Annotated in this window: 27 protein-coding genes and 1 tRNA gene; 17 read left to right on the top strand and 11 right to left on the bottom strand. The window is 59.3% G+C overall.

Going from position 1 to position 24039, the window contains the following annotated elements:
• The first annotated feature begins 10 nt into the window (after positions 1 to 10).
• The 4 genes from cyoE (at position 11) to J1G18_RS15125 (ending at position 2370) form a co-directional block, all read left to right on the top strand.
• On the top strand, positions 11 to 898 hold the full coding sequence (cyoE, locus tag J1G18_RS15110) for a heme o synthase (RefSeq protein WP_003227980.1): 888 nt from the start codon (positions 11 to 13) through the stop codon (positions 896 to 898).
• 126 nt (positions 899 to 1024) lie between these two features.
• Positions 1025 to 1369, top strand: coding sequence for a toxin (locus J1G18_RS15115; protein ID WP_223007996.1), 345 nt, complete (start codon positions 1025 to 1027; stop codon positions 1367 to 1369).
• Positions 1366 to 1680, top strand: a complete 315-nt coding sequence (locus J1G18_RS15120) for a helix-turn-helix domain-containing protein (protein ID WP_047599259.1) — start codon at positions 1366 to 1368, stop codon at positions 1678 to 1680. Before J1G18_RS15115 ends, J1G18_RS15120 begins: the two co-directional genes overlap by 4 nt.
• A 198-nt stretch (positions 1681 to 1878) precedes the next feature.
• Positions 1879 to 2370, top strand: coding sequence for a RidA family protein (locus J1G18_RS15125; protein ID WP_223007997.1), 492 nt, complete (start codon positions 1879 to 1881; stop codon positions 2368 to 2370).
• A gap of 67 nt (positions 2371 to 2437) precedes the next feature.
• Here the strand turns inward: J1G18_RS15125 and J1G18_RS15130 are convergent, their stop codons facing one another.
• From J1G18_RS15130 to J1G18_RS15140, 3 genes are all read right to left on the bottom strand, one after another.
• Positions 2438 to 3139 carry a hypothetical protein gene (locus J1G18_RS15130; protein ID WP_135296518.1) on the bottom strand — a complete coding sequence of 234 codons (702 nt, stop codon included), beginning with the start codon at positions 3137 to 3139 and terminating at the stop codon, positions 2438 to 2440.
• 119 nt (positions 3140 to 3258) lie between these two features.
• Entirely contained in the window at positions 3259 to 4779 is a 1521-nt protein-coding gene (locus J1G18_RS15135; RefSeq protein ID WP_223007998.1) for a sensor histidine kinase, read from the bottom strand.
• Complete coding sequence (locus tag J1G18_RS15140) at positions 4776 to 5486, bottom strand: response regulator transcription factor (RefSeq protein WP_223007999.1); 711 nt, start codon at positions 5484 to 5486, stop codon at positions 4776 to 4778. Before J1G18_RS15140 ends, J1G18_RS15135 begins: the two co-directional genes overlap by 4 nt.
• A 151-nt stretch (positions 5487 to 5637) precedes the next feature.
• Between J1G18_RS15140 and msrB the strand changes: the two genes are divergently transcribed.
• Genes msrB through msrA form a run of 3 tightly spaced genes read left to right on the top strand, consistent with a single transcriptional unit; the run spans position 5638 to position 8695 of the window.
• Positions 5638 to 6156: a peptide-methionine (R)-S-oxide reductase MsrB gene (msrB, locus tag J1G18_RS15145; protein ID WP_223008000.1), complete on the top strand. Its 519-nt coding sequence runs from the start codon at positions 5638 to 5640 to the stop codon at positions 6154 to 6156.
• A 43-nt stretch (positions 6157 to 6199) separates the two neighbouring features.
• Positions 6200 to 7975 (top strand): cytochrome c biogenesis protein DipZ, encoded by a 1776-nt coding sequence (locus J1G18_RS15150; protein WP_223008001.1) that lies wholly within the window; start codon positions 6200 to 6202, stop codon positions 7973 to 7975.
• A 15-nt stretch (positions 7976 to 7990) separates the two neighbouring features.
• Positions 7991 to 8695: a peptide-methionine (S)-S-oxide reductase MsrA gene (msrA, locus tag J1G18_RS15155; protein WP_223008002.1), complete on the top strand. Its 705-nt coding sequence runs from the start codon at positions 7991 to 7993 to the stop codon at positions 8693 to 8695.
• Between the two features lies 1 nt (position 8696).
• On the opposite strand, the gene J1G18_RS15160 is transcribed toward msrA, so the two are convergent.
• The 3 genes from J1G18_RS15160 to J1G18_RS15170 form a co-directional block, all read right to left on the bottom strand.
• Complete coding sequence (locus tag J1G18_RS15160; protein ID WP_135296512.1) at positions 8697 to 9212, bottom strand: hypothetical protein; 516 nt, start codon at positions 9210 to 9212, stop codon at positions 8697 to 8699.
• Positions 9213 to 9273: 61 nt separating this feature from the next.
• Positions 9274 to 9678 (bottom strand): GNAT family N-acetyltransferase, encoded by a 405-nt coding sequence (locus J1G18_RS15165; protein ID WP_135296511.1) that lies wholly within the window; start codon positions 9676 to 9678, stop codon positions 9274 to 9276.
• 53 nt (positions 9679 to 9731) lie between these two features.
• A complete protein-coding gene (locus tag J1G18_RS15170) occupies positions 9732 to 10637 on the bottom strand; it encodes a LysR family transcriptional regulator (RefSeq protein ID WP_134787282.1) in 906 nt (301 codons plus the stop codon).
• A gap of 102 nt (positions 10638 to 10739) precedes the next feature.
• Between J1G18_RS15170 and J1G18_RS15175 the strand changes: the two genes are divergently transcribed.
• Positions 10740 to 11912, top strand: a complete 1173-nt coding sequence (locus tag J1G18_RS15175; RefSeq protein WP_223008003.1) for an aspartate aminotransferase family protein — start codon at positions 10740 to 10742, stop codon at positions 11910 to 11912.
• A gap of 123 nt (positions 11913 to 12035) precedes the next feature.
• Here J1G18_RS15175 and J1G18_RS15180 read toward each other — a convergent pair whose 3' ends face one another.
• From J1G18_RS15180 to J1G18_RS15190, 3 genes are all read right to left on the bottom strand, one after another.
• Positions 12036 to 13955 carry an alkaline phosphatase D family protein gene (locus tag J1G18_RS15180; protein WP_223008004.1) on the bottom strand — a complete coding sequence of 640 codons (1920 nt, stop codon included), beginning with the start codon at positions 13953 to 13955 and terminating at the stop codon, positions 12036 to 12038.
• 73 nt (positions 13956 to 14028) lie between these two features.
• On the bottom strand, positions 14029 to 14760 hold the full coding sequence (locus J1G18_RS15185) for a hypothetical protein (protein WP_223008005.1): 732 nt from the start codon (positions 14758 to 14760) through the stop codon (positions 14029 to 14031).
• A 110-nt stretch (positions 14761 to 14870) separates the two neighbouring features.
• Positions 14871 to 15245 (bottom strand): hypothetical protein, encoded by a 375-nt coding sequence (locus J1G18_RS15190; RefSeq protein ID WP_049827877.1) that lies wholly within the window; start codon positions 15243 to 15245, stop codon positions 14871 to 14873.
• 119 nt (positions 15246 to 15364) lie between these two features.
• Between J1G18_RS15190 and J1G18_RS15195 the strand changes: the two genes are divergently transcribed.
• Positions 15365 to 16114, top strand: coding sequence for a hypothetical protein (locus tag J1G18_RS15195; protein WP_223008006.1), 750 nt, complete (start codon positions 15365 to 15367; stop codon positions 16112 to 16114).
• A 24-nt stretch (positions 16115 to 16138) separates the two neighbouring features.
• Here the strand turns inward: J1G18_RS15195 and J1G18_RS15200 are convergent, their stop codons facing one another.
• The gene (locus J1G18_RS15200; protein ID WP_135296506.1) at positions 16139 to 16468 is read right to left on the bottom strand and encodes a hypothetical protein; all 330 of its coding nucleotides are present in this window, start codon (positions 16466 to 16468) and stop codon (positions 16139 to 16141) included.
• Positions 16469 to 16733: 265 nt separating this feature from the next.
• On the opposite strand from J1G18_RS15200, the gene J1G18_RS15205 reads away from it, so the two are divergent.
• Together J1G18_RS15205 and J1G18_RS15210 are read left to right on the top strand one after the other, a co-directional pair.
• Positions 16734 to 16994, top strand: a complete 261-nt coding sequence (locus J1G18_RS15205) for a DUF6429 family protein (RefSeq protein WP_027612145.1) — start codon at positions 16734 to 16736, stop codon at positions 16992 to 16994.
• A gap of 67 nt (positions 16995 to 17061) precedes the next feature.
• Positions 17062 to 17418, top strand: a complete 357-nt coding sequence (locus J1G18_RS15210) for a hypothetical protein (RefSeq protein ID WP_223008007.1) — start codon at positions 17062 to 17064, stop codon at positions 17416 to 17418.
• Positions 17419 to 17584: 166 nt separating this feature from the next.
• Here J1G18_RS15210 and J1G18_RS15215 read toward each other — a convergent pair.
• Positions 17585 to 17669: transfer RNA gene (locus J1G18_RS15215), tRNA-Leu, on the bottom strand.
• 108 nt (positions 17670 to 17777) lie between these two features.
• Here J1G18_RS15215 and queA point away from each other — a divergent pair.
• The 6 genes from queA to J1G18_RS15245 all read left to right on the top strand — a co-directional run bounded on the left by queA (position 17778) and on the right by J1G18_RS15245 (position 23881).
• On the top strand, positions 17778 to 18842 hold the full coding sequence (gene queA / locus J1G18_RS15220) for a tRNA preQ1(34) S-adenosylmethionine ribosyltransferase-isomerase QueA (protein ID WP_121187070.1): 1065 nt from the start codon (positions 17778 to 17780) through the stop codon (positions 18840 to 18842).
• A gap of 14 nt (positions 18843 to 18856) precedes the next feature.
• On the top strand, positions 18857 to 19972 hold the full coding sequence (tgt, locus tag J1G18_RS15225; RefSeq protein ID WP_161794909.1) for a tRNA guanosine(34) transglycosylase Tgt: 1116 nt from the start codon (positions 18857 to 18859) through the stop codon (positions 19970 to 19972).
• Between the two features lie 43 nt (positions 19973 to 20015).
• Positions 20016 to 20354 (top strand): preprotein translocase subunit YajC, encoded by a 339-nt coding sequence (yajC, locus tag J1G18_RS15230; RefSeq protein ID WP_003227923.1) that lies wholly within the window; start codon positions 20016 to 20018, stop codon positions 20352 to 20354.
• Positions 20355 to 20418: 64 nt separating this feature from the next.
• Positions 20419 to 22287: a protein translocase subunit SecD gene (gene secD / locus J1G18_RS15235; RefSeq protein ID WP_003227922.1), complete on the top strand. Its 1869-nt coding sequence runs from the start codon at positions 20419 to 20421 to the stop codon at positions 22285 to 22287.
• 9 nt (positions 22288 to 22296) lie between these two features.
• Positions 22297 to 23211, top strand: a complete 915-nt coding sequence (gene secF, locus J1G18_RS15240) for a protein translocase subunit SecF (RefSeq protein ID WP_139054231.1) — start codon at positions 22297 to 22299, stop codon at positions 23209 to 23211.
• 121 nt (positions 23212 to 23332) lie between these two features.
• Positions 23333 to 23881 carry a glycine zipper 2TM domain-containing protein gene (locus J1G18_RS15245; RefSeq protein ID WP_027612139.1) on the top strand — a complete coding sequence of 183 codons (549 nt, stop codon included), beginning with the start codon at positions 23333 to 23335 and terminating at the stop codon, positions 23879 to 23881.
• Positions 23882 to 24039 lie beyond the last annotated feature (158 nt).

A 24039-nucleotide genomic window follows, 5' to 3' on the forward strand; every position in this document is an offset into this window, starting at 1 on the left:
GGTAGACCCGATGTCGCTCAAGCACTTTATCCAAATCACCAAACCGGGGATCATTTTCGGTAACGTGCTTTCTGTGGCAGGCGGGTTCTTCCTGGCCTCGAAAGGGCATGTAGATCTGGCGGTGTTCCTGGCCGCCATGATCGGCACATCCCTGGTTGTGGCCTCCGGTTGCGTGTTCAACAACTGCATCGACCGCGACATCGACCTGAAGATGGAACGCACCAAGAACCGGGTGCTGGTGCAGGGCTTGATCTCCCTGAAACTGGCCCTGGTCTACGCGACCATCCTGGGTGTTCTCGGCGTTGCCTTGTTGTACAAGGTGGCCAACCCGTTGGCCGCCCTGTTCGCGGTAATCGGCTTCATCATCTACGTCGGCTTCTACAGCCTGTACCTCAAGCGCAAGTCGGTGCACGGCACGCTGGTGGGCAGTCTGTCGGGCGCCATGCCGCCAGTGATCGGTTACGTTGCCGTAACCAACAGCTTCGACATGGCCGCACTGACCCTGCTGGTGATGTTCAGCCTGTGGCAGATGCCGCATTCCTACGCCATCGCGATCTTCCGCTTCAACGACTACCTGGCCGCATCGATTCCGGTGCTGCCCGTCAAGCGCGGAATCGAAGTGGCCAAGAAGCACATCCTGCTCTACATCCTGGCGTTCCTCGTGGCGACCTTGATGCTGACCTTCAGCGGTTACGCCGGCATGAGCTACCTCGCGGTCGCCGCGGCCATGGGCATGTACTGGTTGTACATGGCCTGGACCGGCTACAAGGCAGTGGATGACACGGTCTGGGCACGCAAGCTGTTCGTGTTCTCGATCTTCACTATCACCGCCCTGAGCGTCATGATGTCCCTGGACTTCAAGGTGCCGGCCGAGCTGCTGCTGACGTACGCGCCGTAAGGCTGGATGGCTTCACGAAAAACCCCGCACATTGAGAGATGTGCGGGGTTTTTTGTTGATCGGATGTTTATCAAAGGTCGAATTTGTTGATAGTCTGTCTATAGGCAATTTGCCTATAGTTTGCCCATGCGAACCGTATTTTTTGAAACCACAATATTCACCGCGAGCGTTGGTCGTTACCTGACGGACAATGAGTATCGGGAGTTGCAGAGTTATCTGCAGTGCAATCCAGCGGCGGGCGACGTAATACCGCGGACTGGTGGCTTCCGAAAAGTACGTTGGTCTGATGCACGACGTGGCAAAGGCCGACGAGGTGGCTTGCGGGTCATCTACTATTGGCTTATGAATGATCGTCAGTTCTGGATGTTTGCGATTTATGACAAAGATGAGCTTGAGAATCTGTCCGCCGAGAAAGAGAAGGCGCTCAAAAAAGCCATTGAGATAGAGTTGAGAAAAAGAGGTGCCTCATGAAAAAACGCGACCTGTTTGCGGAACTGATGCAGGGCGTTGAAGAGATGGCGGCCCATCGCGAAGGTAAAATTACGCTGCGCAATACGGTCGTCGAGGACAAACCGGTTCCCGAGGTTGGTGCACAAGAGATCGTTGCACTGCGTGAAAAATTGCACATGTCACAAGCGGTATTTGCAAAGCGAATCAGGACCAGCCCGAGCACATTGAGGAATTGGGAGCAGGAGAAGTCCAAGCCCAATGCTCAGGCGGCACTGTTGATCCGCTTGGTGGAGAAATTCCCTGATATGGTTGAGCGCTTGGGCGCTGTGTAGATAGTTCGTTGATATAGGTCATCAAGCCCCGCGATTCGATAGAGTCGCGGGGTTTTTCGTCCAGAACGACAGGTTGCGGTATCGCCGCAAACCACCTAGATTTGGATCCAGTCTTCAGTGATAGCGCCATGCCACTTCCTCGGCGCTCAACTGTTCCACTCCGCGATTCTTCATGCACTGATCAAAAGGCTGGGCGAAATGACTGAGAGGATGACCTGCGACGAACGTTTCATTGCCCTGGCACACGAGCTGAACTACGACATCTATGGCGAGAACACCGCCGGCGGCAATTACGCGCCGCTGATCCGTCATCGCGATGAGTTGTACATCAGCGGCATGGTGCCGCGGGTCAATGGCAGGATTCTGTATCCCGGTCGCGTGGGGTTGGAGTTGACCCTCAAGGACGCCCAGGCCGCCGCGAGCATCAGTGCCATGCGCTGCCTGGCGCTGATTGTCGATGCGGTGGGTTCGCTGGACAAGATTCGGGCGTTGTTGCGGGTCACGGTGTATGTGAAGTCGACCCCGGACTTCGTTGACCTGAGCGAGGTGGCCAACGGTGCATCGGACGTGTTCAGCCATGTGCTCGGCGATGCCGGCCGGCACACCCGCACTACGGTCGGTGTCTATCAGTTGCCGAAGAACGCCGCGGTTGAAGTCGACATGATCGTGGCGGTGCAGCCGGAAGTCTGACCGTTACGCCGCCCAACAAAAAGCCCCGCCTGAATCTCAGAGCGGGGCTTTTTTGTCGGTGCCGGGATTACTGCGCGGCGATGCTGTAACCATCGAACGCGGTTTGCTGTTGCAGGGCGGTGATGATGTTCTTGCGGTTGATCGCGTGTTCGGTGCCGGCGTTGTCGATGAAGGTCTCGCCCTCCAACTCGGCTTCTTCGCCTTCACCGATGAAGGTGAAACCGAGGAACTCCAGCGCTTCACGGTCAACGTTCAGACGCGAACGCGGCGTGCGCAGCGGCAGCGTTACGCTGCTGCCGTCCTTGCTGATGGTGAAGATTTCCAGTTCTTTCTTCTTGGCAGCCTTGCTCTTGCCGCCGCTCGGGTTGCTGATCGCCTGGTGGGTCTGATTCAGCACTTTGAGCGCGAGGCCGTAAACGATTTCCTGGAACGCCGGATCGTCCTTGAAGCAGGACAGGATGCGGCCGATTGAAAACTTGCTGCTCAGGTCTTCGAGGGCGGCGATGTCGGCGGCCTCGGCGTCCTTGAGGCGCTTGAGTTCGCCCATCAGCTCGTAGGCCTTGTCGTCATCGAAGCTGTCGTGCGCCTGACGGATCGCGGCGCGCAGCTCGCGGATCTGGTCACTTTCGCGGGTCGACTGGAAAGCATCCAGCACCATCTCGCTGATGATTTTGGCTTGTGGAAGGTGTTGTGAAAGATTGATGGAGTTTTCGTATTCCGCTTTGGACGATTCGGTGACTACGGATTCAGCGGTGTTGAAATCGGACATTGAAATTTCACTACTTTTTTAACTTGAGTGGAAACGAGAAAGCGCGAGGTCTTTTTCAGGCCGGTTAATTTAGGGGAGCGGGGCGGCGTTGTCACGGAACAACAGTCCGGTGGTGCGGATTATTTGTCCGGCGTGTTCAGGTTCATCGAGCGCACCATCCACTGTTCAGCGGTTTGCTGATCGGTCGGCAGCGTGAAGCGGAAAGTCGCCCCGCGCCCGGCGACATCGATCAACTGAATCTCACGCCCGTGCAGTTGCAGGATGCGGTGGACGATGCGCAGACCCAGTCCACCGTCACGCCGCGCCCCACCAATATTGAACGGACGCAGGAACAGACCTTCGCGCAGATCCGGAGCGATGCCGGGGCCGGAGTCGCTGACCGTGACTTCGACCAAGGCGCCCTGGGGTTTCAAGTCGAGCTCGATTTCACCGCCCGCAGGCGTGTGGCGCAAAGCGTTATCCACCAGGTTGGTCAGCACCCGTTCGATCAACCCGAGGTCGGCGCACACCGTCGGCAGGTTCGGACCGAAGCTGGCCTTGAGTTCGACGTGGCGTGCTTCGGCGCCCAGTTCGAATTTCTGGAAGATGTCCTGCAGCAGATCGATCAGCGAGAAGCGTTCCAGTACCGGTTGCACGAAACCGTGCTCCAGACGCACCAGCTCCAGCAGCGATTGCGCCAACCCGCCGACCTTGCGGCTTTGATCCAGCGCGATGCCCAGATAACGCCGGCGTTCATCGGCGGTGAGTGTGGCGTCTTTGAGTGACAGGGTTTCCAGATAGCCGTGCAGCGAGGCCAGCGGTGTGCGCAGGTCGTGGGAGATATTCGCCACCAGTTCACGGCGCTCCTGATCCTGGCGGGTCAACGAGCGCCACTGCTCACCGAGGCGTTTTTGCATTTGGCGGAAGGCGCCATCAAGCACGGCGATCTCATCCGGGTCAGCGCTTTTATCCACAGCTGCTGACGGAGCGGGCAGAGGTTGCGGCGTGCCATCAATGTCGAAGCAGCTGACGGTTTCGGTCAATCGGCGCAGTGGCCGGGTGATCAGGTTGAACGCCGTGAGACCGGCGATCAGGCATAGCAATGCGACCAGTCCGATCGACAGCAATGCAGTGTTGAGCGCGGCACTGGTCGCGCCACGTTCAGCGAAGCGATCGTGTTCTTCACTGAGCAACACCACGTACAGATAACCGGCGGGCTTGCCGTTGACCCGTAACGGCGCGGCACTGAAGACCTTGCGCCCGTCGGCACTGCGCGGGTCATCGCCGAGGATCGGCAACGGCTGGTCATTGAGCAAGCGGCGGATCGGCGCCAGATCAACCGTCTCACGGCGCAGATGTCCTTCCGGCGCCGCATTGCCGACAATCCGTCCCTCGGGGTCGAGCAGGTACACCTCGACACTCGGGTTGACCAGCATCAGCTTGCTGAAGAGTTCGCGCACGGCGCCGGGCATCAGGCCATGGCTGTCCATCAGCACCGTGTCATGGGCGATGTGCTGCGCCAGATCCCGCGACAGGCCTTGCACCACTTCCAGTTCATGCATCTTGCTGGAGCGCACCTGCAGCCATGCCGAGGTGCCGCAGCACACCAGCAGCAAAACGGCGAACACCAGCGACAGGCGCTGCGACAGGGTCAGTTTCATGGTTGTTCCGTACTGAATTTATAGCCTCGGCCCCACACGGTGAGGATGCGGGTCGGTTGCGCCGGATCGCTTTCGATTTTCGCCCGCAAGCGATTGATGTGGGTGTTGACCGTGTGCTCGTAGCCTTCGTGGCTGTAACCCCATACCGCGTTGAGCAGGTCCATGCGTGAGAACACCTTGCCCGGCTGTCGGGCGAAGAAATACAGCAAGTCGAACTCTCGCGGAGTGAGGTCCAGCCGCGCACCGTTGAGGGCGACGTCGCGGGTGATCGGGTCGATGCTCAGGCCATCGAGACTGAGGCTGCCGGCGTCCATCTTCAGGTTGCGCGCCATGGCGTCGACCCGGCGCAGCAAGGCTTTGACCCGAGCCACCAGTTCCAGCATTGAAAACGGTTTGGCGAGGTAATCGTCGGCACCCAGTTCCAGACCCAGAATGCGGTGCAATTCGCTGGAGCGGGCGCTAGTGATGATGATCGGCGTGTAGCGCGCCATCGCCCGGGCGCGGCGGCAGATTTCCAGGCCGTCGACCCCCGGCAGCATCAGGTCGAGGATCAGTGCATCCCATTGTCCCTGTTGCAACAGGCGCATGCCTTCGTCGCCATCGGCGCAGTGCACGACGTCGTAATGCTCATCGCGCAGGTGCAGGCAAATCAAGTCGGCGATGTGCTGGTCATCCTCGACCACGAGGATGCGTCTGGTTAATTCCATCAAGCTCAATCCTTCGGCGCAGTGAGCGCATTGTGCGGGTTTTCCTCGGGGCGAGTTATCACGAATTCGTTAACTTCCCGTGAGGATTTGGCGATCAACCCAAGCCTAGGCTGTGTTCCATGACAGGCACCTGGAATTTTTGGAGACGGCCATGTTTTCACGGCGACAGATTCTCGTAGCGAGCGGCGGGCTGGGGGTTGCAGCTCTGGTGGCGGGTGTATTGCCAAAATTTTCTTCGGGCTCCGCACTGATCGAGCAAGCCCATGCCGATGAGGTTTTCGAGGTGAGCCACAGCGACAGTGAATGGCACTCGCTGCTCTCGGACGAGCAGTACGCCATCCTGCGCGATGAAGGCACCGAACGGGCCTATACCAGCCCGCTCAACGACGAGCATCGCAACGGCACATTCGCCTGCGCGGGTTGTGATCTGGCGCTGTTTTCATCGGCGACCAAGTTCGACAGCCGCACGGGCTGGCCGAGTTTCTGGGCACCGTTGGAACATGCGGTGGCCACGCGTCAGGACCGATCGTTCGGTATGTCACGCAATGAAGTGCACTGCCGACGCTGCGGCGGGCACTTGGGACATGTGTTCGACGACGGCCCGAAACCCACCGGCCTGCGCTATTGCATGAATGGCCTGGCGATGACGTTCAAACCCGTGGCGGCATGAGCCATGGCCATTTTTCGATGTTCACTTTCTACAGGACGACACCATGTGGCTCTTGGTTCTCGCTTATCTGGGCGGTGTGCTGACGATCGTCAGTCCGTGCATCCTGCCTGTTCTGCCTTTTGTCTTCGCTCGCACCGGGCAGCCGTTTATCAAGAGTGGCTTGCCGCTCTTGGCCGGGATGGCGCTGACTTTCGCCCTCGTCGCCACACTGGCGGCGGTGGGCGGCGGTTGGGTGGTGCAAGTCAATCAGTACGGGCGCTGGCTCGCGTTGCTGTTCGTTGCACTGTTCGGGCTGACGCTGCTGCTGCCGCGCCTCGCCGAGCGCCTGACGCGGCCGCTGGTGTCGGCCGGCAGTCGGCTGTCCGAAGCCGCGGGCCAGGACAATCGTCCGCGTCCCGGCGCCTCGTTTCTGATTGGCGTCGCCACGGGTCTGCTCTGGGCACCGTGCGCCGGGCCCATCCTCGGTTTGATTCTGACCGGAGCCGCGCTGCAAGGGGCAAGCATCGCCACCACGCTGTTGTTGCTCGCCTACGCGGCGGGCGCCGCGACTTCACTGGCGGCGGCGCTGCTGCTGGGCAGTAAGGTCTTTGCGTTGATGAAGCGCTCGATCGGTACGGGGGAGTGGATCCGGCGCGGGTTGGGGGCGGCGATGCTGGCGGGTGTCGCAGCGATTGCGCTGGGCCTCGACACCGGGCTGTTGGCGCGGCTGTCGACGGCTTCCACGGGCGGGATTGAACAGGCGCTGGTCGGCAAGCTGACCAGCAAATCGCCGACGGGCAACGGAACCATGATGGCGCAGATTCCTGCTGCCGGCGGGGCGATGAAAGTTGCCGAGAAGGCACCGGGAACACTACCGGTCGAAGGCCAGTTGCCGCCGCTCAATGGCGCCGTGCAATGGCTCAATTCGCCACCGCTGGACGCCCAGGCATTGAAGGGCAAAGTGGTGCTGGTGGATTTCTGGACCTACTCCTGCATCAACTGCCTGCGCACCTTGCCATACGTCAAAGCCTGGGCGGAAAAGTACCGCGATCAAGGCCTGGTAGTGATTGGCGTGCACGCCCCGGAATTCGCTTTCGAGCGCGATGTTGGCAATGTCACTAAAGCCATGAAGGAGCTGGGTATCAACTATCCGGTCGCCATCGATAACGACTACAAAATCTGGCGTGCTTTCAACAACGAATACTGGCCGGCGCATTATTTTGCCGATGCTCAAGGACGGATTCGTTACCACCATTTTGGCGAAGGGGATTACGCCGAATCGGAACGGGTCATACAGCAGTTGCTGCGTGAGGCCGGGGCGAAAACCGTCGCCGACGGCTTGATCAACGCCGATGCCCAAGGCGTGCAACAGGCGCCGGACATGAATCAGGTGCTGTCACCGGAAACCTACGTCGGTTACCAGCGTGCGGAACATTTCGTACCGGAAACCGGGCTGGTGCCTGATAAGGTCGCGACCTATAACCCACCCGCCAACCTGACCCTGAATGACTGGAGCCTTGGCGGCCAGTGGGCCGTCGGTGCCGAGCGCGCCACCGCCAGTGCGCCGGCCAGTCGCATCGTCTATCGCTTCCACGCCCGCGATCTGCATTTGGTACTGGGGCCGGGCGCAGATGGCAAACCGGTGCGTTTCAAAGTGTCAATTGACGGTCAGGCGCCGGGTGATGCCCACGGAGTCGATGTCGCCGCGGATGGCAGCGGTCGCGTGACCGAACAGCGCTTGTACCAATTGGTGCGGCAAACGGACGAGGTGAAGGATCGGACCTTCACCATCGAATTTCTTGACCCGGGCGTATCGGCTTACGCCTTCACCTTCGGCTGATCGGGAGTGCGCAACATGAAAGCTCAAAACAACTGGCGTCGTGCATTGCTCGGCGTCGCCATGGCAGGTGTGATCGGTCAGTGCTCGGCGTTCTCTTTCGGCGCCGAGGATGCGGTGGCCATCCCGCCGCCAGCCCTCGACGAAACCACTCAGGCGCACAGTGAAACCGCGGTGTTCGCCGGTGGTTGTTTCTGGGGCGTGCAAGGGGTTTTCCAGCACGTCAAAGGCGTGCAGAAAGCCGTCTCCGGTTATGCCGGCGGCGCAGCGAACACGGCACAATACGAGCGGGTCAGCGAAGGCGATACCGGTCACGCCGAGTCCGTGCAAGTTACCTTCGATCCGACGCAAGTCAGTTACGGCAGCCTGCTGCAGATCTACTTCTCGGTGGCCCACAACCCGACCGAACTCAACCGCCAGGGGCCGGACAGCGGCACGCAATATCGCTCGGCGCTGTTCCCGGTCAATGCCGATCAACAACGGGTGGCCCAGGCCTACATCGCCCAACTTGACGCCGCGCATGCCTACAGCAAACCGATCGTCACCCAACTGGAAACCTACAACGGCTTCTACCCGGCGGAGGACTATCACCAGGATTTCCTCACCGAACACCCAAGCTATCCGTACATCGTGATCAACGACATGCCCAAGGTCGCGCAGTTGAAGCAGTTGTTTGCGCAGCGTTATCAGGAGAAACCAGTGTTAGTGAAAAGTGGTTCCTGAATTACTGCGAGGTTATTTGCCGGCGTTGGGACTGAAGCGTGCGCAGCAAACGGTAGTACTTCAGCGAACGAGTGCCGATCAACCCACAGACGAAACCTGACGCTGCAGCTTTGAACAGCAGCGTATCCAGAGCAGAGGCTTGCTCCGGATGCACGTCATCCTGATAACCGAAGTAGTAATTCACGGCAAAAAACAACAGGTACAACATCAACACTTTCCAAGTGCCGGGCAAGATCAGTCCCGTTTGCGAATCATCAAGCGTCACGTATTGCGCCGAAAACATTAGCCATGCCGTAACGCCGCCCAGCAAGAGGGCGCCAATCCAGCAGCTGAGGGACAGGACTGGGTTAAGCGTCAGATTTATTGAGAAGAGAGACCAGGCTATTAACACTGGTGGTGTGACCAGCATTGCTAAACGGCTTTTGGGGCTGGGCGTGCGAGCCTTGATCCCGAAATAAACGAGTACCAGGAAAACCGCATAAACCCACAGAGGGGTGTTTTGCAGAGTGATCAGCATCAATTGGCGTCCGTGCTTGAAAGAGAAGATGAATCATAGCGGTTGCCATGTTCGGCGGCGGTTATTTCAAGCGCGGTCGCTCCATGGCAATTACCGATGTTTCAAACCCCAAACTGGCAAAAAACGCCTCCGCACCTTCGCGCCCGGCGCGTAGTACCCAAGTGATCTCGGGGTTGTCCCCCATGACATGCTCGACCAGTGCGCGCCCGACGCCGGCGCGCCGATGCTGGCCATCAACTACGACCATCGACAGATAACCGTTGGACAAACCATCGGTGATGCCTCGGGCAAAACCGATGATTTTTTCGCCGCTCAGTGCGACGGCAGTGCGTTGCGAGTTTTCGATCAGTTGAGTGAAGTAGTCGCTGGAGCCTGTTCGGTGTCCCCAGCCATGTAGGCCGAGAAACAGCCGAACTGGCTCCACTTCGTCGGGCAACAGATCGCGTACGGTAAGGTCGTTTCTCATCGATAACAGCATCCTTGTCGGCAATCACCGGAGCGTAGTCGATAGCAATTGAGTCAGGATCTGCCCCAGGTTTGCATTGCGAATTCGACGAAGCGCCGCAGCTTGGGCAAACGATAACGATCCGGGGCATAGAGCAAATGCAAAGGGCGGCTCGGTGGCTGGTAATCGGGTATCACCGTCACCAGTTTGCCGTCGCGCAGATCCTGTTCCACCAGCGCATCCGGCAGCATGACGATGCCCATGCCGGTGCGTGCTGCCTGATGAAGGCCGGCGGAGGTGTTCATCAGCATCGGGCCGCTGACGTCGACCAGAATCTCGCCGTCCGGGCCGCTGAGGCGCCAGCGTTTTTCCACTGATTGCCAGTCGTCGCCGGCAGGGTAGGCGAACGACAGGCAGTCGTGTTGTTGCAGGTCTTCCGGGGTGATCGGCATGCCGCGTCGGGCGACGTAAGCCGGCGAAGCGCACACGGTCAGGGTGTAGTCGATCAGCGGCCGGGCGATCAGGTTCGACTGCTCGAAATGTCCCAGCCGAAACGCTACGTCGAGGCCGCTTTCCAGCAGATCCGGGCGGCGGTTGGTCAGCACCACATCCATTTTCACCTGCGGGTATTGCAGGGAAAATTCACTGAGCGCTGGGGCCAGGCGTTCGACACCAAAGGTCAGCGGCGCGGTGATGCGCAACAGGCCGCGTGGCTCGTCTAGGGCCTGTTCGGCCAAGCGTTCGGAGTCGGCCACCAGACCCAGAACGTCCAGACAGCGCTGGTAGTACACGTTGCCGAACTCGGTAAGCCGCTGCCGGCGGGTGGTGCGCTGCAACAATTGCACGCCGAGCCGTTGCTCCAGTGCGCGCAGGTGATTTCCGACCATGGTCGTGGACATTTCGCACTGCAACGCGGCCGCCGTCATGCTCCCGGCTTCTACAACCTTCACGTAGACGCTCATTGCCTGCAACAGGTCCATTATCAAGCTCTGCTTTTAAATGATTGAAGTTTTACCGAGTTTATCCAGTTCTGGTGGCTAACCATACTGCAAACACACCGACCTTCACTGGAGTTTGAAGTCATGACCGCCGCCCTGATGAACACCTACCAATCGCTGGCTCTGAGTTTCACCAGAGGTCTGGGCACTCGCCTGTGGGATCAGGCCGGTCGTGAATACCTGGATGCCGTCGCCGGGGTTGCGGTGACCAACGTAGGGCACTCGCACCCACGGATCGTCGCTGCTATTAGCGAACAGGCGGGGCTGCTGTTGCACACCTCCAACCTGTACAGCATCGACTGGCAGCAGCAACTGGCCAAACGGCTGACTGAGCTGTCGGGCATGGATCGCGCGTTCTTCAATAACTCGGGTGCTGAGGCTAACGAGACTGCACTGAAACTTGCGCGCTTGTACGGCTGGAGCAAAGGTATCGAACAGCCGCTGGTGGTGGTCATGGCCAACGCATTTCATGGCCGCACGCTCGGTACGTTGTCGGCGAGTGATGGCCCGGCGGTGCGCCTGGGCTTCAATGATCTGCCGGGGGATTTCGTCAAAGTGCCTTTCGGTGATCTGGCGGCGCTGGATCAGCTGCAGCACAAGCATGGCGCGCGCATCGTGGCGATTCTGGTCGAGCCGATCCAGGGCGAAAGCGGCGTGCAACTGGCGCCGCCCGGCTACCTCAAAGCCCTGCGGGAAGTGTGCAATCGGCGCGCCTGGCTGTTGATGCTCGACGAAATCCAGACCGGTATCGGCCGCACTGGCCAGTGGTTTGCGTTCCAGCATGAAGGTATCGTGCCGGACGTCATGACCCTGGCCAAAGGCCTCGGCAACGGTGTGCCGATCGGCGCCTGTCTGGCGCGGGGCAGAGCGGCGGACCTGTTCACGCCCGGCAGCCATGGCAGCACCTTCGGCGGCAACCCGCTGGCCTGCCGGGTCGGCTGCACGGTGCTGGACATCATCGAAGAACAGGGGCTGCTGGAGAACGTCAGAGTGCAGGGTGAGCGCCTGTTGACCCGCCTGCGCGCCGAACTGGCAGACAACCCCAATGTGTTGGCGATTCGCGGGCAGGGCTTGATGATCGGCATCGAGTTGAAACAGCCGATTCGCGATCTGACGCTGATTGCGGCGCGGGATCATGGATTGCTGATCAACGTGACGCGTGGCAAGACGATACGGCTGCTGCCGCCGCTGACGATTGATGAGCGGGAGGTGGGGATGATTGTCAGAGGGGTGGGGCGTGCCGTGATCGCGCACTGACGCGCAAACGAACCCCCTGTAGGAGTGAGCCTGCTCGCGATAGCGGTGTATCAGGCGATATACATTTTGAATGGCCTACCGCAATCGCGAGCAGGCTCACTCCTACATTGGAATAGGTGCACGTCAGTCCGGATAATCCCCCAACTCCGGCGCCAGCATCCGCGTCTTCACCGCCCCGTTCGAATTGTGCTGAATGATCTCGCTCGGCTGCCCCTGCGCATTGAAAAACACTTGCCCGATCCCCGCCGAATTCCACAGCCGCTCACCCGCTTCGGCATGTTCCGGGGTATAGGGCACGATGCGCATGCGTCGGCGTTTGGTGAACCAGTTCAACGGCGAGCGCGGCGAATAGAGCCAGCGGTTGAGGCGGTCAAACCATTCCAGCAGGGTTTTCGGGAACTCGTTCTTGATCCCGCTGCTGGTGATCTGCCAGATCCGTGGCCCGGCCTTGCGGTGTCGGATAAGTACTTCGTAGACGAAGGAATAATGCACATCGCCGGACAGCACCACGTAGTTCCCGGGTGTGCGGGTGTGTCGGAAAATGTTCAGGATCACCTGCGCGGCGCCGCGATGAGCCATCCAGTTTTCGGCGTCGACCAACAGGGGATAGCCGCACCAACTGAAAACTTTCTGCACGGTTTCGATCAACTTCACGCCGAAGATCGGCGCGGGGGAAACGATGATCGCTGACGGGTGATCGAGCAGTTCCTGCTGCAGTTCGCTCAGGGCTTCCCAGTCCAGTAAACCGGAGGGTTGCTTGAGTGCCATCTCGCTGCGCCAGCGCCGGGTGCGGGTGTCGAGCACTACCAGCGCCGGGCTGCTCGGCAGCACGAAATGCCAATGCTGAAAGCGCAGCAAGTCATCGATCAGCGCGTCCTGCACCGAGCTGTCGAGATATTGATCGTCACCACTGGCGCTCAGGCGGCGAGTGTTCTCCAGCACATCCTTGAACGCGTCCGGATTATTGCCCCAGCCCTGACACAACATGTACGCGATCAAGGCGTTGCCGATGATGCGTTTGGAGAACGGATGGCCGTAGGCGGTTTCCTCCCATTGCGCGGAAAGATTCCAGTCATCGGTGATGTCGTGGTCATCGAAGATCATCAGGCTCGGCAGGTGCGCCAGCGCCCGGGCAACGTTGGCCAGCCCGGCCTTGAAACCATCGATTCGGGTCTGCTCCAGGGTGTAGCGCTTCAAGCGTTCAGGTGTCAGCGATGGAGCAGCAGGATTGATCAACGCCCAGGCAACCGGCGACCACACCAGCAAATACATCGCCATCACTTCGGCGAACGTCACCAGATGATTGTCAGCACTGCTGCTGGTGAAGATCGGCTTACGCGCACCGCCGAAAAATCGCTCGCGCAAGGTCTCGTTGCTCTCCAGCGCGGGTAACAAATCCGCACGGTGGTAGTAGCTGGCCGGGTGTTCGTAGAGTCTGGCGCTGTCGCTGACCACCGCGCCTTCGAGGTGTTCGTCGAACAGACCGAGGCGCTCGATCAACGCATGAATCGCCCGCAGCATCGGGCCGGCAACATCGTCGGCGTAGATCTGGTCGCCGCTCATCATCAACAGGGCGGGGCGTTGTTGTGGATCGGTTTCTATCGCCAGCAACTGATCGACACAGAGCAGACCGTCTGCCGCCGGATGATGCGGCTTGCGGCAGGAGCCGTGGAGCAATTGATCGATCCGTGAGCGCACGACGAAGTTCGGGCAAGTAGCATCGCCATACACCAGATGTGGTGCCCAGTCGGCAATTCGCTGCTGGCCGTCGATCAGCAAGTCGTAACCCACAACGGTCTGACAGGGCAGGGCGCTGTCGAGCACAACGTCAATCAAATGAACGAACGCATGACGGCCTACAGGGATGACTGTGCATTTCCCGGCATCGAGAGGAATGTCTCCTACGCCTTGCAGGCGCAAGGTCAGTGACAGTTGACGCGTACCGACCAGCCACAGCACCACGCGCGTGGTTTCCAGCCGGCGCAGCAGTGGGCCGGCCAAGACGGGAGGCAGCGGATTCAGGTCAGCAGGTATCGGGGACATTCAGGGGGCAAAGCTCAAGACGCACAGGCTGGCGATGATAGCGCAGCCGGCGCCTTGAACCCTTAAACGAGGCTTAAGAGTCAGCCTTCTGCAGCTTCAGCGCCAGCAGTCGCCATTCGGCGGACGCGGGTTGCTCCTGCACCGAGCAGTCGAAGCGATAAGTGACGTCATCGCCGTTCATGTTGCGCGCGGTGACCTTGTTGCTGAGGGTGTAGACCTGATCCTTGAAGCGCTTGGTGACAATGGCGGAACTGTCGGCGAAGCGCTCCGACGCTGGGAAGCGCAGTGTGCTGGTGACCACCGTGCCGCACATGACATACGCGAGCATCGATTTATCGCTGTCGGCATTTTGCCCAAGCTTGTCGCGCAGCGCGGTGAGCGCTTTACGGCCCTGCGCGTCGCTCTGATCCAGGACGGTTTTTTCCGATATCGATTTCGGCGCCCGGCTGGCGTAATTCGGCAGCAGTGCGGAATCCGGCGGAGAAGGTTGGTTATCCGGCTCGATCGCGGCAAAGCCCGGCGCGTTTTCCAGCACCGCGGACGTTGAATCCGACTCGGCTTCGGGCAACAGACTGGTGGTGACATCGTTCTGTGCGATCACGTCTTCGACTGGCGCCTTTTCGGCTTTATGCGCCGACGGGAACAACGACAGGAAGATCGACAGCACCACCATGCCGACGATAAAACCGCCCGCCGCGCCAACGATGTTGCCGTAAAACAGATTCCAGCTGCCGCGGTTTTTCACCACCCAGCGCCACATCAAACCCCAGGCGGCGATAAATGCCAGAAAACTCAGAAACTCCATTCGATCCTTTCCTTAACCCTTCAATAGCCTGCAAAACAGCACCCACTGGCGGTGAGTGCTGAAGATGGACGGCAAGATATCAAAATAGAGGTCTGACGCCACGAAGACATTCACATGCCGAGATTGGGCGGATTGATCTGAACAAAAAACATGATCGCCGTTATGCCGGCCACAACGCCGCAAAGGCCGGCCAGTAGCTGACGCGCGACAGGGTGTTCGACCTGCGAGCGACGGGCCACCAGCATCCATACGCCGGTCAGCGCCGCGGCAGTCGCCAGCATTTCCAGAAGCGATCCCATGACCCCCGGGACCGGTGGCCGGCTAGAGCCGAACAGACCGACACAAAGCTGCGAAACCACCAGGCCGACAATCATGCCGCTGGCCGCACCCAACACATTGGCGAGTAGCAGATTCCACGCACCACGCTGCCTGACGACCCAGACCCACATGCCTATCCAGGCGATAAAGAAAAACACAACATCCATCGTATCCATCCTTCGAAACCCGTCACGGTACAAACGCTCGGCACCTTGCCGACAGTGGACGGCACGATAGCAAAATAGTAGCGTCGCGCCACTTTCTTGATTCCTGTAATGGACTACGCATGTCAAAAGTCGCTTCTGTTCTGCGCACGCTCTGTGCAATCACGCTCGCCAGCGCCATTACTCCGGCAATCGCCGCCTGGAAAGAGCCTCCGGAGAGCAGTTGGCAGTATTACCTCGCCAACTGCCAGCGAATGCAGGAAAAAATGGCCGACGTCCAGAGCGGTCGCGTACCTGGCGCCTTTGAGGTGGCGGGTGATCTGGAAGGCAGCCTGCGGATCATCAATGAGCGCCGCTTGAACCTGACGCCCCAATACCTCGGCTCCCGCGAATTCGCTCAATGCGAAAACGTCGCCGCCCAGGCCGAGGCAACGATTGCCCAAGGCAAGGCCGAGTTCGCCGCCAGAATGAACCAAGCCGCCGAACAAGGCCGCATCGCCCACCAGAACTCCCCCGAATACAAACGCGCCCGTTCTCTCGGCTACAGCGACGTCGGCGACATCTCCTTCCTCAAACTCCACGAAGACATGGACGGCGAAGCCCGCCTGAAAACCATGCTGATCACCGTCGACGAAATCTGCGGCCAACACTTCCGCGCCACGCAGTATGTGAAGCCGTATGTGATCTATACCGTGCGCCCGTCGGATGGCGGCTGTGGCGAGGAAAAACGCGTGGCGATCGTCGGCGGCCGGTCGGTGGAGAAGGGCGATTACATCGATGAGCGGGGCGAGTTTCAGTATGTGGGCTGGAAGAAGCTTGTGGGGGCGGATGGATTTCCCACGGATATTCGGGTTTTGAAGGCTCGACGCTGAAAGGTCAGCGAGTGAAGCAACTGATCAGAGAATGTCTTTCAGATAACCCTTGAGCGCGAGGAGCGGCTGATCAAGCTGCTCCAGCGACTGCGCCTGACTGAAATCGGCTGACAGCTTTTGCAGCTCCCGCCCCAGCGGTTTCTCGACGCCGCCCAACGCATCCATCGCCAAGCCCAGGCACTCGTTCATCTTGAACTGAATGGTTTCGACATCACCCCGGCGCACCAGCAGTTCGAAAACGTCTTTCTGATAGTCACCCATAACCATGTCATCCCGCAGAATCGGGCTCAGGCCTTCCTCCTCGTAAGCGAGTTTGAGGGAGAACAGGGCGACGGTTTCCAGTGACGTTTCCATGGTTGGCCTTGGAGGTTCTTGAGCTTGAGTCTTGAAATTCGGTACGACCAGCGATAGTCGCAACGGGGCGGAAGACCGGCTGCGGGCGTGCGTGATTATACTGAGTGGACGCATCAGGTGCAGTCCCTAGGCAAAACAGGTTGCACGGACAGCGCCGAGACATTCAATGACCTAAGCAACAGAACGAGTTTCTCAGGATGGCCAGCGAGTATGAGCTGCCAGACAAACTCAACGATAGTTCAGGCATATGAGCGGAGCGACGATCATGGAATACGACGAAAAGTTGATTGAAGAGGCTGTGCTTGCCCTGTTGGCCGCTTTCAGTTCCGACGACGGCAATGCATGGAAAGGCTTCGATTTTGAAGTCATGAACCGATTGCATGAACAGGGTCTCATCAGTAATCCGGTAAACAGGAACAAATCGATCTGGTTGACGGAGGAGGGCCAGGAACGAGGTCGTCAGATAGCTGAGCGTTTGTTTGGGGGAGTTGTTCAAGCCCCGCGTGCGCCTGATCCAGATATCTGAGTTCCTGTCTCGGCTCGTCGTTTGAACTGCGCCGCGCCAGTGGAACGCAAATGGAGGGGTTTTCCCGTTGGAGCATTTTCTGAATGAACCACAACTGACAAACGTTAGAGCTGCACTGTCCGAACCGTTCAACCATTTTCCCACTGATTACGATTACATCGCATGCCAGCTAAAAGGCGTCGATCCAGCGGTGCTCTACGAGATTTTTTATTCAGAAGTAGCGCCGGTGTGCTTTATGAACATTGCAGCGGTCTTGCCGACTGTCTGGACAGGTTTTGACCCTGATTGGCTCAGGGGCGAGATAGAGGAAAGGCTTGTGGCGCGGCAGCGTAATTGGTTTCGCAGGTTGTTCGACAAGTTGCTGATTCGTTGGTTGAAATACAACTACGACCATGTGTGGCAAGAAATCGCCAGCAGGCTTTGAGCTTGTGGCAAGCGTCTGAAGTTCTTCGCTTTTAGCGATCAATACTTCGCCAAGTTTATCGCGCAACCGGTCTCATCGCGGGTGAGCAGGTGGCCATTGAGTGGAGAGGGGGCACTTTCCGACAGACGAAAAAAAAGGCCTTGCTAAGCAAGACCTTTCTTAATTTTGGTGCCCCGAGGGAGACTCGAACTCCCACTCCTTTCGAAAACGGATTTTGAATCCGCCGCGTCTACCAATTCCGCCATCAGGGCTCAATGGCGGCGAAGTATAGAGAGGTGATTACCGTTGGTCAATCACGTTTCATGGTCAATTTTTGATAATTCCGCTAGACTTTCCGGCCCTGCTAGACGAACCCCATCATGCGCGTTGCTGACTTTACCTTCGAGCTTCCTGATTCGCTGATCGCCCGCCACCCGTTGGCCGAGCGTCGCGGTAGTCGCCTGCTGACCCTTGATGGGCCGAGCGGCGCCCTTGCACACCGTCAATTCACTGATTTGCTTGAGCATTTGCGCCCGGGCGATTTGATGGTATTCAACAATACCCGGGTGATTCCGGCGCGGTTGTTCGGGCAGAAAGCCTCGGGCGGCAAGCTGGAAATCCTCATCGAACGCGTGCTCGATTCGCACCGCGTGCTGGCCCATGTGCGCTCCAGCAAGTCGCCGAAGCCGGGTTCGAAGATCCTCATCGACGGCGGTGGCGAAGCCGAGATGCTCGCGCGTCACGATGCGCTGTTCGAGCTGGGCTTTGCTGAAGAAGTGCTGCCGCTGCTCGATCGCGTCGGGCACATGCCGTTGCCTCCTTATATAGACCGCCCGGATGAAGGCTCGGATCGCGAGCGCTATCAGACCGTGTACGCCCAGCGCCTGGGGGCGGTGGCGGCGCCGACGGCGGGGCTGCATTTCGATCAGCCGCTGATGGAGGCGATTGCCGCCAAGGGCGTCGAGACCGCGTTCGTCACGCTGCACGTCGGTGCGGGGACGTTCCAGCCGGTGCGCGTCGACAAGATCGAAGATCACCACATGCACAGCGAGTGGCTGGAAGTCGGCCAGGACGTGGTCGACGCCGTTGCCGCGTGCCGTGCGCGTGGTGGACGGGTGATTGCCGTGGGCACAACCAGTGTGCGTTCGCTGGAAAGCGCCGCGCGCGATGGCGTGCTCAAGCCGTTCAGTGGCGACACCGACATCTTTATCTACCCGGGCCGGCCGTTCCATGTGGTCGACGCCCTGGTCACCAACTTCCATTTGCCGGAATCCACGCTGTTGATGCTGGTTTCGGCGTTCGCCGGTTATCCCGAAACCATGGCCGCCTATAAGGCCGCCGTCGACAACGGCTACCGCTTTTTTAGCTACGGTGATGCGATGTTCATCACCCGTAATCCCGCCCCGACTGCCCCTGAACACACAGGCCCAGAGGAAACAGAATGAGTCGCGAATGTCGCATGTCCTTTGAACTGCTTGCCACCGATGGCAAGGCTCGTCGTGGTCGGCTGACCTTCCCGCGTGGCACCGTCGAGACCCCGGCGTTCATGCCGGTGGGCACCTATGGCACGGTCAAGGGCATGTTGCCGCGTGACATCGTCGCCACTGGCGCGGAAATCATTCTGGGCAACACCTTCCACCTGTGGCTGCGTCCGGGCACCGAGGTGATCAAGGAGCACGGCGACCTGCACGACTTCATGCAGTGGAAAGGCCCGATCCTCACCGACTCCGGCGGCTTTCAGGTGTTCAGCCTGGGTGCAATGCGCAAGATCAAGGAGGAGGGCGTGACCTTCGCCTCCCCGGTCGATGGCTCGAAAGTGTTCATGGGCCCGGAAGAATCGATGCAGGTGCAGCGCGATCTCGGTTCCGACATCGTGATGATCTTCGACGAATGCACGCCGTACCCGGCTGACGAAGACGTCGCCCGCGTATCGATGGAGCTGTCGCTGCGTTGGGCGCAGCGCTCGAAAAACGCCCATGGCGACAACACCGCGGCGCTGTTCGGTATCGTCCAGGGCGGCATGCACCAGGATCTGCGCATGCGCTCGCTGGAAGGCCTCGACAAGATCGGCTTTGATGGCTTGGCCATTGGCGGTCTGTCGGTGGGCGAGCCCAAGCACGAGATGATCAAGGTGCTGGATTATCTGCCTGGGATGATGCCGGCTGACAAACCTCGTTACCTTATGGGCGTTGGCAAACCGGAAGATCTGGTTGAGGGTGTGCGCCGCGGTGTGGACATGTTCGATTGCGTGATGCCAACCCGTAATGCCCGCAATGGGCATCTGTTCATTGATACAGGCGTGCTGAAGATTCGTAACGCGTTCCATCGCCATGATGATTCGCCGCTGGATCCGACCTGCGATTGCTATACCTGCCAGAACTTCTCCCGCGCTTATCTGCATCACCTGGACAAGTGCGGCGAAATGCTCGGCAGCATGCTCAATACCATCCATAACTTGCGCCATTATCAGGTGCTGATGGCTGGTTTGCGCGAGGCTATTCAACAGGGTACATTGGCCGCCTTTGTCGATGCCTTCTACGCCAAACGCGGGCTCCCCGTTCCGCCTTTGGACTGAGTTTTCTGACCCCAAGATTCAACATTTGCAACTGGAGTGCTAAATGAGCTTTTTTATCTCTAACGCCATGGCTGACGCAGCTGCACCGGCTGCTGCAGGCCCAATGGGCGGCGGCTTCGAGTGGATTTTCCTGGTCGGCTTCCTGGTCATCTTCTACCTGATGATCTGGCGTCCACAGGCCAAGCGCGCCAAAGAGCAGAAGAACCTGCTGAGCAGCCTTGCGAAGGGTGACGAAGTGGTCACCACCGGCGGCATCGCCGGCAAGATCACCAAAGTGGCCGATGACTTCGTGGTTCTGGAAGTTTCCGACACCGTGGAAATGAAGTTCCAGAAGGGCGCCATCGCCGCCACGCTGCCAAAAGGCACGCTGAAAGCGATCTAAGGTTCCAACTTCTACTCAATCGACGGGGCGCGCAAGGCGCCCCGCGTTCATAACGGGCGGCGTGATGCTGAACAAATATCCTCTGTGGAAATACATTCTGATCCTGGCGGTGCTGGCGGTCGGTCTGATTTATTCCGCTCCCAATCTATACCCCGATGACCCGGCCATTCAGATCAGCGGCGCCAGCACGGCACTGCAGGTCAATCAAGCCGATCTGGATCGCGTCAGCACCGCGCTGCGTGAGTCCGGGATCAACGTCAAGGCAGCTTCGCTGGCCGCCAACGGCAAGGGCGGTCTGATCCGTCTGACCAAGGCTGAAGACCAGCTGCCGGCCAAAGACGTTGTGCGCAAGGCATTGGGTGATGACTACGTCGTCGCACTGAACCTGGCACAGACCACCCCGCAATGGCTGCGCAACCTCGGCGCGCACCCGATGAAGCTGGGTCTGGACTTGTCCGGTGGTGTGCACTTCCTGCTGGAAGTGGACATGGACAAAGCCCTCGACGCCCGCCTGAAAGTCTACGAAGGCGACGTCAAGAGCCTGCTGCGCAAAGAGAAGCTGCGCTATCGCAGCCTGCCACAACTGGGCGGCGCCATTCAGTTGGGCTTCAGCGATGCTGACTCCCGCGAACAGGCCCGTGCGCTGATCCGCAAGAACTTCAACGATTTCGACATTGTTCCGGCCGACCTCAACGGTCAACCGGTGCTGCGTCTGGCGATGACCCCGGCCAAGCTGGCGGAAATCCGTGAATACTCCATCAAGCAGAACTTGACCACGGTACGTAACCGCGTCAACGAGCTGGGTGTTGCCGAACCGATCGTTCAGCGTCAGGGCGCCAACCGCATCGTGGTTGAGCTGCCGGGCGTGCAGGACACTGCCGAAGCCAAACGTATTCTCGGCAAGACCGCCAACCTCGAGTTCCGTCTGGCTGCAGAGCCGGGTGCTTCGAAAGCCACTTCCGAGACCTTCGAGTTCCGTGAAGGCAAGCGTCCTCCTGCGCAGATCGAGCGTGGCCTGATCATCACCGGTGACCAGGTAACCGACGCCAAGGCTGGTTTCGGCGAGCACGGCACACCTGAAGTGAACATCCGTCTGGACGGTCACGGTGGCGAGCTGATGAGCCGCGCGACCCGTTCGAACGTCGGCCGCAGCATGGCGGTGATCTTCATCGAACAGCGTCCGGTGACCACCTACGTTAAGCAGGTTGTTGATGGCGTCGAGAAAGACGTGCCGGTGCAGACCTTCAAGGAAGAGAAGAAGATCATCAGCCTGGCGACCATTCAGTCGCCGCTGGGCGCGCAGTTCCGCATCACCGGCCTGAACGGCCAGGGTGAATCGTCCGAGCTGGCGCTGCTGCTGCGTGCCGGTGGTCTGGCCGCGCCGATGTACTTCGCTGAAGAGCGCACAATCGGTCCGAGCCTGGGTGCTGACAACATCACCAAAGGTATCGATGCATCGCTGTGGGGCATGCTGTTCGTCTCGCTGTTCATCATCGCCATCTACCGCTTCTTCGGTTTGATCGCCACGGTCGCGCTGGCGGTGAACATGGTGCTGCTGCTGGCGCTGATGTCGCTGCTGGGTGCAACGCTGACCCTGCCGGGTATCGCCGGTATCGTCCTGACCATGGGTATGGCGGTCGACGCCAACGTGCTGATCTTCTCGCGGATCCGTGAAGAGATCGCAGCCGGCATGACCGTGCAGCGTGCAATCAACGAAGGCTTCGGCCGGGCATTCACCGCGATTCTCGACGCCAACCTGACCACTCTGCTGGTCGGCGGCATCCTCTTCGCCATGGGCACCGGCCCGGTGAAGGGCTTCGCAGTGACCATGTCCCTCGGGATCTTTACCTCGATGTTCACGGCCATCATGGTGACCCGCGCAATGGTCAACCTGATCTTCGGCGGACGTGACTTCAAGAAGTTGTGGATTTAAGGGGCTGCCATGTTACGTACAATCAACTTCATGGGCGTTCGCAACTTTGCGTTCGGCGTCACTGTGTTTCTCACCGTTCTGGCCTTGTTCAGCGTTTTCCACAAGGGCATGAACTGGGGCCTGGACTTCACCGGCGGTACGCTCATCGAGCTGACCTACGAGCGTCCGGCCGACGTCACCAAAGTGCGTGAAGAGCTGGTGACTTCCGGTTACCACGAAGCCATCGTGCAGAGCTTTGGTGCAACCACTGACCTGCTGGTGCGCATGCCGGGTGAAGACCCGCAGTTGGGTCACCAGGTGGCCGAGGCTTTGCAGAAAGTCGGCGGCGACAACCCGGCGACGGTCAAGCGTGTCGAGTTCGTCGGCCCGCAGGTCGGTGAAGAACTGCGCGACCAGGGCGGCCTCGGCATGCTGCTGGCGCTCGGCGGCATCCTGATCTACCTGGCTTTCCGCTTTCAGTGGAAATTCGCGGTCGGCGCGATCGTTTCGCTGATTCACGACGTGATCGTGACTGTCGGTATCCTGTCGTTCTTCCAGATCACCTTCGACCTGACGGTTCTGGCGGCGGTACTGGCGATCATCGGTTACTCGCTGAACGACACCATCGTCGTGTTCGACCGGGTTCGTGAAAACTTCCGTGTGCTGCGCAAGGCTTCGCTGATCGAGAACATCAACATCTCGACCACTCAGACCCTGCTGCGGACCATGGCAACGTCGATCTCCACCTTGCTGGCGATCGCTGCGCTGCTGTTCTTCGGTGGCGACAACCTGTTCGGTTTCTCCATCGCCCTGTTCATCGGCGTTCTGGCGGGTACCTACTCGTCGATCTACATCGCGAACGTGGTGCTGATCTGGCTGAACCTGAGCACCGAGGATCTGATTCCTCCGGCCAACACCGAGAAGGAAGTCGACGACCGTCCATAACGGCCATCGCTTCACCGGTTGTCAGCCCGAAAAAGGCGCGAGTTGAACTCGCGCCTTTTTTTATGCTCCAAGGCTGGGAGAAGCGCGGGCGCGTCCCGCATGTGATGGTCAGGAGGTTCATGTGAACAAGTCGTTGCTGGTTGGTGCGGTATTGGGTGCTGTCGGTGTGACTGCCGGGGGTGCTGTTGCCACCTACAGCCTGGTTAAAAGCGGCCCTGAGTATGCGCAAGTGCTGGCCGTTGAGCCGGTCAAAACACAGATCAAGACTCCACGTGAAGTGTGCAAGGATGTTGCTGTAACCCGCCAGGCGCCGGTCAAGGATCAACACCAGATCCTCGGTACCGCGATTGGTGCGGTAGCGGGTGGTTTGCTGGGTAACCAGATCGGCGGCGGTACCGGCAAGAAGATTGCCACGGTCGCTGGCGCGGTCGGTGGCGGTTATGCCGGTAACAAGGTGCAGGAAGGCATGCAGAACCGCGATACCTACACCACCACCCAGACTCGCTGTAACACCGTGAATGACATCAGCGACAAGGTTGTCGGTTACGACGTGCGTTATTCGCTGGATGGCAAGGAAGGCAAAGTGCGGATGGACCGTGATCCGGGCAACCAGATTCCGGTGGACAAGGAAGGTAAGTTGATTCTGTCGCAGAATCAGCCGGCTCAATAACCGTCTGATCGTTTAAAAAAGAGCACCCTGCGGGGTGCTTTTTTGTGCCTGCCATTCAAGCCTCACCACAAAGACCCTGTGGGAGCGGGCTTGCTCGCGAATGCGGTCTACCATCCAGAATTAATGTTGGCTGACGCGCCGCCTTCGCGAGTAAGCCC

The sequence above is a fragment of the Pseudomonas sp. MIS38 genome (assembly GCF_019891575.1).
GTDB lineage: Bacteria > Pseudomonadota > Gammaproteobacteria > Pseudomonadales > Pseudomonadaceae > Aquipseudomonas > Aquipseudomonas putida_A.